This window comes from Rhodococcus jostii NBRC 16295, assembly GCF_001894825.1.
In the GTDB taxonomy this organism is placed as follows: Bacteria; Actinomycetota; Actinomycetes; order Mycobacteriales; family Mycobacteriaceae; genus Rhodococcus_F; species Rhodococcus_F jostii.
This window is the reverse complement of record NZ_BCWY01000033.1, coordinates 68,696-83,940: the sequence shown is the minus strand read 5'-3', so window position 1 is coordinate 83,940 and position 15,245 is coordinate 68,696. Positions and strand designations below refer to the sequence as shown.

Sequence of the window (15,245 nt, the reverse complement as noted above, 5' to 3'; positions counted from 1 at the left end):
ACGCGGGCCCGCCACTCCCCTCTCCCCCGAACGTCCGTCACCCACTCTTGCGGAGATCATGAACGCCACCCTCGAATCCTCCCCCGCCGTCCTCGTGCACCCGAATCTTCCCGCCGAGACTGCTGCGTCGATGTCGGCGCTGCTGGCGCGGCTCGCGACGCTCACCCGCGCTGCGGGCCGCGGTGATCTCGTGACCCGGCTGTCGCACACCGAGTCCCGTCTCGCCGATCCCCGGACGCGGGTCGTGGTGCTCGGTCTGACCGACAAGGGGGTCAGTTCCGTGACGGGTGCGCTCGTCGACGCGGACGTGTCGGCGCCGGCGAATTCCCGGCACGAACCGGTGGTCGTCGAGTACGGGCCTGCCGCGTCGGATACGGATTCGACGGTCACCTTCCCTCATCCCCTACTCGCCGAGGGGCTGGTGCTGGTCGATGCTCCCGGATTCTCCGGTCACGCCCCCGCCCGTGCCGCCGACACCCTGGCGCTGGTTCCCACGGCGGATGCGGTGCTGTTCGTCTCCGACGCGAGTCAGGAATACACCGAACCCGAGATCGCTCTGCTCACGCAGGTGCAGAAACTGTGTCCCGTGGTGATCTGCGTCGTCAACAAGATCGACTTCTATCCTCGCTGGGCAGACATCCAGAAGGCCAACCGCACCCACCTGCAGAACGCGGACCTCCCGCTGCCGCTGCTGCCGGTGTCCGCGCTGATGCATCAGGACGCCCGGGACGCCGGCGACAACGAACTCGACGTCGAGTCGGGCATACCGCAGTTGGTCGACTACCTGCGAGGTCAGGTGATCGCGAAAGCGGATGTGGTGCTCCGCAATTCCGTGATCGCCGATGTGCGCACCGTCACCGACCATCTCTCGCTGTCACTGAGCGCCGAACTCGATGCGTTGCGTGATCCGCAGCGTGGCGCGGCGCTGCTCGCACAGATGACGCAGGCCCGGACTGCGGCTGATCAGCTCCGGCAGCGCTCCGCGAACTGGCAGCACACGCTGGCCGACGGCGCGATCGAGTTGATGACGGACATCGAGCACGATCTGCGTCATCGTCTCCGCACCGTGATGCGTGCGGCAGAGCAGGACATCGGCACGTCCGATCCGGCGCCGCGCTGGGAGGAGTTCGGTTCCTGGCTCGACGGTGAGATCGCGACGTGTGTGCGGGAGAACTTCGTGATGGCCCACACCCGCTCGCTCGATCTGGCCCGTTCGGTCGCGCACCGTTTCGCCGAGGACGGCAAGGTCCCCGTCCCGGCGCTGCACATCGACAACGTCGATCATGTCCTCGAACCCGTCAACACCCTCGAATCCTTGGAGAGCTCGCAGGGGTTCACCCAACGCGTCCTCTCCAGCATGCGCGGATCGTACGGTGGTGTGCTGATGGTCGGGCTGGTCACCAGCCTTGCCGGCCTGGCACTGGTGAACCCCTTCTCGATCGGCGCGGGAGTCCTGCTCGGCGCCAACACGTATCGCGAGGACCGCAAGGCACGCACCGCCCGCAGGCAGGCGGAGGCGAAGGTGGCGGTGTCGAGGTTGATGGACGACGTGATCTTCCAGGTGGGGAAGGAATCGAAGCAACGGCTGCGGGAGGTGCAGCGCGTCCTGCGCGACCATTTCACCGACCTCGCGAACGAGATGCTTCGGTCCGTCGACGATTCGCTGCGCGCCGCGGCGGACGCGTCGAAGATGCACGACGATTACCGTGCCACGCGGTCGGCGCAGATCCGCACAGAACTCGACACGTTGCGGCAGATCCGACTGCAGGCCGCCGGATTCGCGGGGCAGGTGACGGCATGAGCGTCACACGTCTGGGTTCACAGACCCGCCAGCTGATCGACGCCGCCCGGCACGAACTGCGTAGCGACCCCGCCTCCGTCGAGGAACTCCGGCACAGCGCCGCCCGACTCGAGGAGCCGCTCCGCGTCGCCCTCACCGGCACAGTGAAGGCCGGGAAGTCGACGCTCCTCAACGCCCTCGTCGGTGAGGAGATCGCGCCGACGGACGCCACCGAGTGCACCCGGGTCGTCACCTGGTTCGAGCAGTCCACCACTCCGCGAATCGATCTCACCCACGACTCCGGACGCCGGACGCGATTGGCCGTGCACCGGGACGAAGGCCGCCTCGCACTGGACCTCGGCGGGGTCACCGCGGACCGGGTGGAGAAGCTGCAGGTGGGCTGGCCGTCGCCACTGCTCGGCGAGTTCACGCTCGTCGACACCCCGGGTACGTCGTCGAACTCGCGGGACGTGTCGGCACGCACCCGGGCGCTGCTGCTGCCCGAGGACAGGCCGTGTGACGTCGACGCCGTCGTCTACCTGACGCGGGGCACCGACGGCGCGGACGTGCGGTTGCTCGACCAACTCCAGACGCGGGTCGGGACCGCGGCAGGCCCGCTCGGCATCGTCGGGGTGCTGTCCCGGGCCGACGAGGTGAAGGGCGGCCGCGAACGCAACCTCGACGCGGCCCGGGCAGCCGCGGACGACGCGGGCCGCCGGGTGGAGCGGAGCCTGCTCCCCGTGTCGGGACTTCTCGCGCTCCGCGGTCGCACCCTGCGCCAGACCGAATTCGACGACCTGGCCGTACTCGCCACCGTTCCCGAGGGCACGCTCGAGGCGGCGCTGCGCTCGGTCACGCGGTTCACCGCGGAAGACACCGAACTCCTGCTGTCGACCGGGCAGCGGCGCGAACTCCTCGACGCCTTCGGTCTGTTCGGTACCCGGTTCGCGGTCATGCTGATCCGCACGGGCGCGACCGACGCGCCGGCGCTGGCCCGGGAACTGACGGCGCACAGCGGTCTCGAGGACCTCCGCCGTACCCTGCATCTGCAGTTCGGCCAGCGGAGCACCGAACTGAAAGCACATTCGGCCCTCCGCTCACTGAAGGCGGTCTTGGCGCGGACACCGTCGTCGGCCAGCCGCAGCCTGAGCCGGGCGGCCGATCGGCTGCTCGCGGACACCCACGTGTTCCGGGAGTTACGGGTGTTGTCGGGGCTGCGCACCGGCGGTCTGCAGTTGCGGGACGCGGATGTCGTGCTCCTCGAGCGGATGCTCGGCGGCGAGGGCATGTCGCCGCACATCCGCCTCGGCATGCCCGCCGACGCCGGCCAGGAGCAGATCTCCCGAGTGGCGCTGACCGCACTCAGGTTCTGGCGGTCCCAGGCGGGCCGGCCGACGATAGACACGGCGACGGTTCAGGCGTGTGCGTGCGCGGCGCGGTCCTGCGAGGCACTGCTCGCGCGATGACGCTCAGCGTCGGGCGACTCGTCCGACATGTTGGCCCACCGGTTCACTCATTTGTTGATTGCTCTCTCAGGGCCTCGTTCAGGATCGGGCCGGCGACGGCAAGAGCGTCGGGTGACGTCATCTGCCAATGCGTGACTGCCACGGCGTGGTTGCGCACCACCCCCGTGACCGCGTTCACCCATCCACGGGCCGCGATCTCGCCGGTGGCATCGTCGGCCGCCGCGGTGAAAAACACGATGTCTCCGTCGAAGCGCGGAGGCGAGTACTCCGACATCAACCTCGAGTTTCGTTCCGCCGTCGACACGAGCCGCCCCACGACCTGTTCCGCTTGCTCTACGGAGTGCCCGCTCAGGTCGGCCAACGCGACAGCGACACCACTGAGGCTCCGGTCGGGGATGCGCTCGAGTGCTGTCTCTTCGATGGCGAACCCACCCAGCAACTCACTCACCGACACCTGCGTGGCCGACCCTTCCTCGACCGCACTCGCGCCGGCGAAGCTGTCCATCATGGCCAGCAATTCCACGCCCTCGCCGGCCGCCTGAATCCGGACCGCCATCGCATGTGCGATGACACCGCCGAGTGACCAGCCGAGTAGTCGGTACGGACCGGATGGTCGGATCTGGCGGATCTCGCGGACGTAACGGTCCGCGAGTTCGTCGAGCGACTCCGGCAGATAGCCGTCCTCGAGAATCGACGGACTCTGGATGCCGTAGATCGGCAGATCAGGGTCGAGGTACTGACGGAGACCCGAGTAGCACCACGACAGTCCGACGATGGGATGGATACAGAACAGCGGCGTCCCCGCTTCGCCGTCCGCTCGGATCCGAAGCAGCGGCCCGAACCCTTCCGCTGCAGTGCCCGTGGCCCCACTCGCGATCCGAGAGGCCAATGCTTCGACGGTGGGATCCGTGAACAGCCACTGCAACGGAACTGCCGCGCTCAGGTCTTGCTTCAGTCGGGCGACGATCCTGGGCGCGACCAGGGAGTTGCCGCCCAACGCGAAGAAATCGTCGTCCAGCCCCACCTGCTCGACACCGAGGATGTCGGCGAAGGCCGAGGCAACGATTCGCTCGAGGCGCGTCGTCGGCCCCCGGAACTCCCGCGTCGCGAACTCCGGTGCCGGCAATGCCTTCCGGTCGAGCTTGCCACTCGCGGTCAGCGGCAACTCGTCGAGCACCATCAGCACATCCGGCACCATGTACTGGGGCAGCGACCTGCCCGCCGTGGCACGGACCGCGTCCACGTCGTCCAGCCGACCCCCCGCGGGGACCACGTACCCGACCAGCTTCTGACCGAAGTCGCCCTCGTGCACGATCACCACGGCCTGCACGATCGACTCCTGTGCTACCAGCGCGGTCTCGATCTCGCCGAGCTCGATTCGCAGCCCTCGCAGCTTTACTTGGAAGTCCGACCGCCCCAGAAACACGAGCTCTCCGTGTGGGTTCCACTTGACCCGGTCTCCCGTGCGATAGAGACGCGTGCCTGCTGCCCCGAACGGATCGGCCACAAACCGCTCCGCCGTCAGCCCCGCGCGGCGATGATAGCCGCGAGACAGCTGTACGCCTGCCAGATACAGCTCTCCTTCGACCCCGATGGGCACTGGGTGGAGTCGTCGGTCCAAGACCTGTGCAGTCGTGTTCCATACGGGTTCACCAATCGGTACCGACTCCCGCTCGAGTCCGTCGCATCGGTGGGACGTCGCAGTGACCGCACATTCGGTGGGACCGTACTTGTTGTCGAGCCGAGCCTTCGACCGCGACGCACATCGCGCAGACAATTCCACCGGCAGTTCCTCGCCACCGGCCAACACACACCGCAACGAATCCGGTAGACGAACCTCCGGATCGGCCAGGAGCACCGCCAACATCGACGGGACGAACGCGGCCACGGTAACACCGGAGGTTTCCATCAGTGACAGCAGATAGTCCGGATCCCGATGCCCGTCGGGACGCGCGACGATCATCCGGGCACCGACGGCCAGCGGAACCAGTAATTCCCACATCGATACGTCGAACGACACCGGAGTCTTCTGCACCACGACATCCGAGTCGTCGAACTCGTACTCGGCGGCCAACCAGGATAATTGGTTGACGATCGCGCGATGGCTGACCGAAACGCCTTTGGGTCGTCCGGTCGATCCCGATGTAAAGATTACATACGCCAGATTCTCCGGCCGTGCGGATGTCACGACATCGGACTCCCCAACCGGTTCGGACGAATACGCCGACAAATCCAACGCGTCGAGGTTCAGTACTCGAATCCGGGACGCGTCGAATCCATCTCTGGAGGTGGACAGGACACACACGGGGGCTGCGGTTTCCAGGATGTAGTCGTTGCGTTCCTGGGGTTGATCTGGGTCCAACGGCACGAATGCGGCACCTGTTCGGAGCACCGCGTAGACCCCTGTCACCAACTCCAGCGACCGGCGCATCCCCAGTGCCACCAACGACTCCGGTCCCACCCCCTCGTCGATCAATCGACGAGCCAATCGGTTCACCCGAGCAGCGAACTCGGCATAGGACAGCGACTCGTTGTCGTATACGACGGCCACCGCGTCCGGTCTTCGGGCCACCTGCGAATCGAATCCGTCGAGCAGCAGTCCCTCCGGGACGTCGTGTCCCGTCATGTTCCACTCGCGTACCACCTGACGCCGCTCGTTCTCTTCGACGATCGAGATGTCGCCCACCGGGACGGACGGACTATCGACGACCGCGTCGAGCACCCGCACGAACCGCTCCGCGATCCCGCGCACCGTCGGAGCATCGAAGATGTCCGACGCATACGACAACCTCCCCGCATACCCGCCCCCCGCCGCCTCACTGAGAACCATCGACAGGTCGAACTGCACCGCCTCCCGATCGACCTCCATCGGCACGACCGTCACTCCCGGAAGCTCCACCCTCGACGGCACGAAATTCTGAAACGCCAACATCACCTGAAACAACGGCGAGAAAGACTGCGAACGCACCGGATTCAGCGACTCCACCAACCGCTCGAACGGAACATCCGCCCGAGAGAACGCCTCCAGATCGACATCTCGAACCCGCCCCACCAACCCCGCGAACGATTCACCCGGCTCACACCGCGCCCGCAACACCAACGTATTGACGAACATCCCCACCAGATCATCCAACGCCGCATCACCACGACCCGCCACAGGCGACCCGATCGCGATATCGGTCGACCCACTCAGCCCCGCCAACAACACCACCAACGCCGCATGCACCACCATGAACGGCGTCGCACCCTGCTCACGCGCCAACGACACCAGACCCACCACCGTCGCCGCCGGCACCGCGAAATCGACACTCGCCCCCACCCCCGACCGCACCACCGGACGCGGCCGGTCCAGCGGCAGACCCAGCACATCCGGCACACCCGACAACGCACCCACCCAATACGCGATCTGCTGCGACATCAACGACCCCGGATCCTCCTCCGAACCCAGCACCTCCCGCTGCCACAACGCATAATCCGCATACTGCACCGGCAACGGCGTCCACGACGGCGCGTCGCCGGCTGCGCGCGTGGAGTAGGCGTGCACCAGATCGCCGGCGAGTACCTGGATCGACCAACCGTCGATGCTGATGTGGTGCACCACCATCACCAACACGTGTTCGTCAGCAGCCTCGCACCGCACCAACGTCAGAGCGATCGGGATTTGCGTGGTCACGTCGAATCCGCGTTCCACTGCCGCGCGAATCCGTGCACCCAGAGCATCAGCCGGGACGGCGTCGGGCGCAACGTCGATCAGATCACCGGTCGCGGCATGGTCGACCGGCAGCACCAGCTGATACGGGCCCTCAGGGGCTTCGGGATACATCGTCCGCAGCGATTCGTGCCGTTCGAGGATATCCGCGGCGGCCCGGCGGAGTGCATCGACGTCGAGGGCGCCGGACAGCCGCAGTGCCACCGCCACGTTGTAGGCACTCGACGTGGGGTCGAACCGATTGAAGAACCACACTCGGGTCTGAGCCAGGGACAGGGGAAGCCTGTCCGGCCTCGGGCCGGACACGAGCGCGGAGCGCGGCCCCGCACCAGCGTGCATCCGGTCGACGACGGTGGCCAGGACACCGACGGTGGGCGCCTCGAACAGCGACCGCACGCTCAACGCGGTGCCGAGCTCGGCGTTGATCCGGGCAACCACACGGGTCGCGATGAGGGAGTTGCCCCCGAGGTCGAAGAAATTGTCCGACATACCGATACGCGGGGCGCCGAGTACGTCCGCGAGAATCTCCGCGAGGAAATACTCGGTCGGGGTTCCGGGCGGGACGAACTTCGCCGAACTCGCGAACTCGGGAACCGGCAGTGCCGTGCGGTCGAGTTTGCCGTTCGCGGTCAACGGCAGTTCCGCGAGCACGACCAGCGCCGACGGGACCATGCATCGGGGAAGCGCCGTTGCGGCAGCGTCGAGTAGCGCCCGCTCGTGCGGGGACCTCCCGGGCGCAGGCACCACGTATGCGGCGAGGTAGTCGCCGGTGGACCCGTCGTTGCGGGCCAGTACCACCGCCTGTGCAACATCGTCGTACCGGAGCAGCGCCGCCTCGATCTCACCGAGTTCGATGCGCTGGCCGCGAAGCTTGACCTGGAAGTCCGTGCGGCCCAGGTAGTCGAGCTGCCCGGTCGGCAGCCACCGGACCAGGTCACCGGTGCGGTACAGCCGACTACCGTCTCGCACATTTCCCGCGGCCGCGACAGGGTTCGCGACGAACCTGTCCGCCGTCAGATCGGACCGGCCCTGGTATCCGCGGGCGAGCTGGACGCCGCCGAGGTACAACTCCCCCGCCACCCCGACCGGGACGGGACGCAGGCGTCCGTCGAGCACATACGTATGGGTGTTCCAGATCGGCGCTCCGATCGGCACGGTGGTCTCGTCCGGCCCGGTCTCGTAGTAGGTCACGTCGACCGCTGCCTCGGTGGGACCGTACAGGTTGTGCAGCTCCGCCCCACTCACCCGGTGCAGATCCGCCGCCGTCACAGGCGGCAGCGCCTCACCACTGGTGAACACCCGGCGCAGGGAACTGCACCCGTCGACGTGCGCCCCGGCCAGGAATACGGCGAGCATCGACGGCACGAAATGCACCGTGGTCACAGATTCTGCGCGGATGACCCGTTCGAGATAGGCGGGGTCACGGTGCCCGTCCGGCTCGGCGATCACCAGTCGCGCGCCGGTCTGCAACGGCCAGAACAACTCCCACACCGACACGTCGAACGTCACGGGGGTCTTCTGGAGAACCGCGTCGTCGTCGCTCAGTGGGTACCGATGCTGCATCCACAGCAGCCGGTTGACGATGCCCTCGTGCGGCACTGCCACACCCTTGGGTCTGCCCGTGGAGCCGGAGGTGAAGATGACATACGCAGGGTTTCGGGTATCCAACGGCCCCAACCGGTCCCGGCCCCGGACGGGGTCATCCGGCAGCGCCGACACATCGAGGGTGTCGAGGTCGACGGCCGGAACCTCGGCGGGCAGCGCCACGCGGTCCGCGGTGGTGGTGAGAACGACGACCGGACCGGCCGTCGCCACGACGTACGCGATCCGCTCGGCCGGCTGGTCCGGGTCTATCGGAACGTACGCACCGCCGGCCTTGATCACGGCATAAATTCCCACCAGCAGATCCACCGAGCGTCGCACCGCCACACCCACGAGCGATTCAGGGCCCACACCGCCGCTGATCAGGAACCGCGCCAGCTGATTCGCGCGGGCGTCGAACTCTGCGTATGTCAACACCGTCCCGGCGAACACGACGGCTGGGGCGTCGGGCGTGTGAGCCACCTGTGCGTCGAACAGCTCGGCGAGGGTGAGCCGCGGCAGCTGGTGTTCGGTTGCATTCCAGGTGTCGACCACCAGCTCCCGTTCCTTCGGAACGAACAGGTCGACGTCGCCGACCGGCGTGTCCGCGTCGCGCGCGATGGTCTCGAGAATCCCGATCACGCGAGCCGCGAGTGTCGTGACGGTGTCGCGGTCGAATATTCGCCGCTGGTAACGCAGGCTCAGCCGCAGCTGTGGTTCGAGGATCGACAGCAGGGTGATCGGATAGTGCGTGGCGTCCCGCGCATCGAGAGCAGTCACGCGCATTCCCGCGATGTCGGTGTGCTCGTCGAACCCGGACTTGTCGACGGGATACGACTCGAACACCGACAACGTGTCGAACAGGTTGCCCAGACCCATGTGTGCCTGGATGTCACCGAGCCCGAGGTAATGGTGATCGAGCAGGGACACTTGCTCACCCTGAAGACGGGTGAGCAGCTGCGCGCACGTCTCGTCCGGGTCCATCTGCACCCGCACGGGCACGGTGTTGATGAACAGCCCCAGCATGCTCTCGACACCGGAGAGCTGCGGCGGCCGACCCGACACGGTGGCACCGAACACCACGTCGCGACGGGAGAGCAACCGGGACAGCAGCATTCCCCACGCCGCCTGGACGATGGTGTTCATGGTGACGCCATGGCGCGCCACCACCGTGTCGAGCGCATCGATCAGGGCACCGGGCAGTGCGATGTCGACCTCACCCGGCACGCCGTGCTGTTCCGAGGACGCGTGCGGCGCCAGAAGTGTCGGCTCGTCGAGCCCGTCCAGTGCACGTTCCCAGGCGCGTAAGGACGCGTCCCGGTCGCATGTCGCCACCCATTCCAGGTACGTGCTGTACGGCCGCGGCTCCGGAAGGGCGGGAGCCTCGTCCGCGGCGTAGCGCACCAGCAACTCGCGAACCAGCAGTGGCATCGACCACCCGTCGAGGATGATGTGATGGTTCGTCAGTGCCAGCACGTACTCTCCCGGTGCGGTGCGGATCAACAGCAGACGCAGCAGCGGAGGACGGGCAAGGTCGAATCGGGCGACACGGTCGTCGTCGAGGAGACGCTCGAGTTCCTCTCCGGCCGACCCGTGCCCGGTCAGATCCACCTCACGCCACGGCACGTCCACGGCGTCGACAACCAACTGCGCCGGGACACCGTGATCGTCGTACTCGAATGCGGCACGCAGAGTGGCGTGGCGTGCGAGTACGCCTGCAGCGGCACGGCGCAACCGCGCGGAGTCGACCGCGCCCTCGAGGTCGATGCGCAGTTGCGCGGTGTAGATGTCCAGCGAATCGGCGGCCAGCGTCGAGTGGAACAGCAGCCCGGACTGCAACGGGGACAGCGACCAGATCTCCCGCAGCCCGGGGTGCGAGTGTTCCCAACGCTCGATCCGACTCTGGCTCACCGTGACCAGCTGGCAATCGGATGGTGTCAGACCACCCGCGGTGGGCTGAACAGTGTGCGCGGCAAGGCCGTCGAGGGCGCTTCGCCACAGATCCGCGAGGGCCGCGACGTCCGAGTCGCGGATCACCCCGGTCGGGTACGCGAACGATGCCGTCAACCGGGGTCCCTCGGGGCTGTCGACCACCATCGCGTTGATGTCGATCACCGCGGCCACCGTCATGCCGGATCCGCTCGCTGCGATCAGGTCCGGAGCCTCGGGGTCGGGCAGCCAGCCGAGATCCTGCATGTCGCCGAGGTGTTGCACGCTCATGCGGCCCAGGTAGTTGAAACTGATCTGCGGCTCCGGTAGACCCCCGAGAATCGGCCTCGTGCTCTCGTCGAGATGCCGGAGTAGTCCGAATCCGACGCCACGGGCAGGCACCGCGACGAGCTGTTCCTTGACGGTCTTGATCACGACACCGGCAGCATGTCCACCCTCGAAGGCCCCGCCGAGATCGACGGCGGGCAGTTCGAGCCGGACCGGGAAGGCGCTGGTGAACCAACCGACGGTACGTGCAAGATCCGCGCAGGCCACGGCCTCCTCCTCGCGCCCATGACCTTCCAAGGTCAGCAACACCGAACGTTCGTCGATCCCGTGCGAGTGTCGCCACTGCACCACCGCCATCGCCAGCGCCGACAGGAGTCCGTCGTTGACGCCGCAGCCGAACACATCAGGAAGTCGAGTGAGCACCGCATCCGTCACGGCGTGACTCACGTCGATGTGGACCCGCTCGGTCGTGCGCATCGTGTCGATCGCGGACGCGATCGGGCGTGTGCCGATCCGTGGGTCGGGGCCGCTGAGAACCTCACGCCAATAGGGCAATTCGCCTCGGTGCGTTCCTCGATCTGCCGCATCCTGCAGTCCGTGCGCCCAGCGGCGGAACGACGTGCCCACCGGGGCCGGCGTCGGCGCCTGCCCCGCGCCCAGCTGCAGCCACGCCGTCGCAAGGTCCGGCAACAGCACGCGCCACGACACACCGTCCACCACCAGGTGATGCGCGAGCACCAGCAGTCGGCCTCGCGCACCCTCGGATTCGGAGACACACCACACCAACTGGAGCATGACCCCGTTTTCCGGGTCCAGGCGCGCTGCAGCGGCCGCACACTCGGCGCTCACCACGTCGGTGAACGCACGGCTGCCGGGTGCCGCCGCCGTGACGATCCTCGAAATCCGATCGCCCGCCGGCACGGTACCGGCGGCCGTCGTTTCGAACACCCAGTCACCGTCGCCGTCGAGGACGAACGTCGAACGCAGGGCATCATGGTGATCGAGCACCGCCGCCAGCGTCGCAGTCAACCGATCCGAATCGACATCAGACGGCAAGGTCAACAGCAGCGCCTGGAAGAAGTCGTCGAACGGGCCCCTCTCGAGCATCGAGCACATGATCGGCGTCAGCGGAATACGGCCGACGCCGCCGCCGTCGAGCTCCTCGAGGGCGACCGCCGATGTTGCCTCCACCGGCACCGCCACGGCGGCGATTCCGGCGATCGTCTTGTGCTCGAACACGGCCCGCGCACTGAAGCTGAGACCGAACTCCCTGGCCCGGGCGGCGATCTGCATTGCGACGATGCTGTCGCCGCCGAGCGCGAAGAGACTGTCGTCCACACTCACCCGGTCGAGGCCGAGCGCCTCGGCGACGAGACCCGAGAGCTGTTCCTCCGCCGGTGTCGACGCGGCGCGGAACTCGTGTTCGGCCGATCCGAAGTGTGGTTGAGGCAGTGCACTGCGGTCGAGTTTGCCGGCCGCCGTCACCGGCACGTGTTCGAGCCACATCACCGCCGACGGGACCATGTGGGACGGCACGATTTCGGCGACACCCTCGACAATCGCGATCGGATCGAATGCACGACCGGTGTCGAGGCGCACGTACGAGACCAGCGCCGTCGTGCCACCCACCGTCCGATGAACCACCGTCGCCGCGAAGTTGACGCCGTCCTGAGCGAGCAGTGCCGAGTCGATCTCGCCGAGTTCGATGCGGAAGCCACGGATCTTGACCTGGGTGTCGGACCGGCCGATGAATTCGAGCGTGTAGTCGCCCGCCTCGGCTCCGTGCGACGACCGCACCCAGCGCACCTCGTCACCGGTGCGGTAGAGCCGCGACCCCGGCCGACCGAAGGGGTCGGCCACGAATCGGTTCGCCGTCAGCCCGTGCCGATGGTGATAGCCGCGTGCGCTTCCTGGGCCGGCGAGGTAGAGCTCACCCACCACCCCGACGGGCACGGCGCGGAGCTTGCGGTCGAGCACGATGACGCTCGCACCTTGGATCGGCCGGCCGATGGTAATCCGTTCACCCGGCGTCAGCGGCTCACCTGCGGTGATGATGATGGTCGTCTCGGTCGGCCCGTAACTGTTGGTGAAGCGACACACCCGGCCGAATCGCTCCACGAGGTCGGGGGTGCACACGTCCCCGCCGACCACCACTGCCTCGAGGTGCTCGAGCCCACGCGGGTCGACTGTGTTCATCACCGTGGGAGCCGTGATGATGTGCGTCACCTGCTGCTCGCTCAGCAGGTCGACGAGGTCGCTTCCACCGTGCACCTCGGGCGGGGCGACGACCATCGTGGCGCCGGCACTGAAGGCCTGGATCATCTCGAATACCGAGGCGTCGAAGCTGGCCGACGAGAACCGCAGAATCCGCGATTCGCCGTGAACGCCGAGTTCCGGGCGGGCGCCGGCCGCGAAGTTCGCCAGACCGCTGTGGGTGACGACGACCCCTTTCGGAAGCCCGGTCGATCCCGATGTGTAAATCATGTACGCGGGGTGGTGGACGTGCAGCGGGGCGCGGCGATCCACGTCGCCGATCGCGGCGCTCCGCTGTCGGTCACAGCGTGCGCGCACCCCGTCGTCGTCGAGGACGAGCCAGTGAATGCCGTCGGGCAATGTTGCACGCAGCTCGTGCAGCGTGAGCCCCACCAATGCCCCCGAATCGGACAGCATGTGCGCGACTCGCTCGGGTGGGAGCCTCGGATCGACGGGCACGAAGCCGGCCCCGGTCTTGGCGACCGCCCAGAATGCGACGAGTGACTCAGCCGACCGGGGAAGGCTCAGTACGACGAAGGTTTCCGGTCCGGCGCCCGATTCGATCAGTAGTCGAGCCAGTTGATTGGATCGCTCGTCGAGCTCGCGGTACGTGACCTCACTTCCCGACGCTCGAATCGCAACTGCGTCCGGTGAGGCGGCAACGCCGTCGGCCAGTAGGTCGGGGAGGAGCCGTTCCGGCTCTGCCCGTGGACCGCGACATGGCACGAGAGCCGCGCGTTCGTCGGCGTGCAGCACGTCGAGAGCGGCGATGCGGTCGGTGGCCGCCGACGTGGCGAAGGCGGTGAAGAATTCGAGGAACCGGGCATGGTGACCGCGCAACTCCTGTTCGGTGTACAGATTCGGGTTGGCCTCGAAGTCGACCTGCGCCACGTCGCCTGCGACACCGGGATAGATGTTCACTACGAGGTCCTCCACCGGACCGGTGGTCAGCACGTGGAGCCGGCCGATCGACGGACCGAGCCGAATCTCGTCGTGGAACATCATGATGTTGATCGACGGACCGAAAAATCCCCGGCGACCACCCAGGACGCCCGCGTCCCGTCGTATGTCCTCGTGCCGGTACCTCTGGTGACGTAGCGCTCCGGTCAGCGCCAGTTGCGTACACCTCATCAAGTCCACGGAGGTCGTTTCGTCCCCGATCGCGAGTCGGATCGGAAGGACATTCGAGATCATGCCGCCCGAGCGGCGCAGCCTGGCGGTGGTGCGTGCCGAGACCGGCAGGCTCAACACCACATCGTCCTGGCCGGTCAGTCGGGACAAGAATGCAGCGATGGCGGCCACGGCGGCTGTCGCGAACGTCGCCCCCGGTTCCCGGTCGGTCAGACTCTGCAGTGCGGCTGTCGTAGCGGCGGACAACGGTGCGCTGCTCACCAGCGACTGCGCGCCGATCTCGGCCGCTCGCCCGGCGAGGCTGATTGCCTGGGGGAGATCGCGACTACGTTCGGCCCAGTACTTGCGGTCCGTCTCGAACCGGCTCGAGGTGCGGTAGCGCGCCTCTTCTTCGACGACCTCGCGCAATCCGCTCGCGACGAACTCTGCCGGCGCGCGACTCTCGACCGCCGCGGTGTACAGCTCCGCGGCGCGGTTCATGAACGTCATGGCACCGAAGCCGTCGAGGGCGATGTGGTGAATTCGCGAGTACCAGAAGTAGCAGTCGTCGGAGACGCGCAACATTGCCGAGCGGATCAGCCGATCGTGGAGGAGATCGATCGGGTTGGTGTACTCGGCGCGCATCCACGCGTGAGCCGCCGTCCGCGGATCAGGGTCGGAGCGGAAGTCGAGGTGTGTCATCTCGAAGCCGAGCGACTCGTCGACCGTCTGGAGTGGCTCACCGTCCCACTCGACGATTCGGAGCAGTCCGGTACCGAGCTCCCGGAGTGCGGCGGGTCCGATCCGTGCGAGCAGGCCGATGTCGAGATCAGCGATATCGACCTCTACGTACTGAGCGATGACGATGGGGACGTCGCCCAGCAGGTGCTGGGCGAACCACATTCCACGTTGCGCGGCGGAGAGTGGGAACAGCTCGGACGGCGGTACGACATTCGCCATCACCGTGTCCGAATGGACGGAATTCGTATCGAAATCCTCCAGCGATGCCACCCTCGGCCCTCGGCAATCCATATATCGACGCTGAAGCGTGCGAACGGAACGCCCATTTCACTCGGCTGCGGCTATCGACTCCTCTTTCCGACGCTACCCGCGGCCCAGCCGCCGACGC

The 15,245-nt window shown here is 67.1% G+C and carries 3 protein-coding genes; 2 read left to right on the top strand and 1 reads right to left on the bottom strand.

Annotation, left to right across the window (positions count from 1 at the left end; genetic code table 11):
* Positions 1-58 precede the first annotated feature (58 nt).
* Positions 59-1,801, top strand: coding sequence for a P-loop NTPase family protein (locus tag RJ1_RS21785; RefSeq protein ID WP_073363856.1), 1,743 nt, complete (start codon positions 59-61; stop codon positions 1,799-1,801).
* Positions 1,798-3,246: a dynamin family protein gene (locus RJ1_RS21780; protein ID WP_073363854.1), complete on the top strand. Its 1,449-nt coding sequence runs from the start codon at positions 1,798-1,800 to the stop codon at positions 3,244-3,246. Before RJ1_RS21785 ends, RJ1_RS21780 begins: the two co-directional genes overlap by 4 nt.
* A 43-nt stretch (positions 3,247-3,289) precedes the next feature.
* On the opposite strand, the gene RJ1_RS21775 is transcribed toward RJ1_RS21780, so the two are convergent.
* Positions 3,290-15,148 carry a non-ribosomal peptide synthetase gene (locus tag RJ1_RS21775; RefSeq protein ID WP_073363852.1) on the bottom strand — a complete coding sequence of 3,953 codons (11,859 nt, stop codon included), beginning with the start codon at positions 15,146-15,148 and terminating at the stop codon, positions 3,290-3,292.
* Positions 15,149-15,245 lie beyond the last annotated feature (97 nt).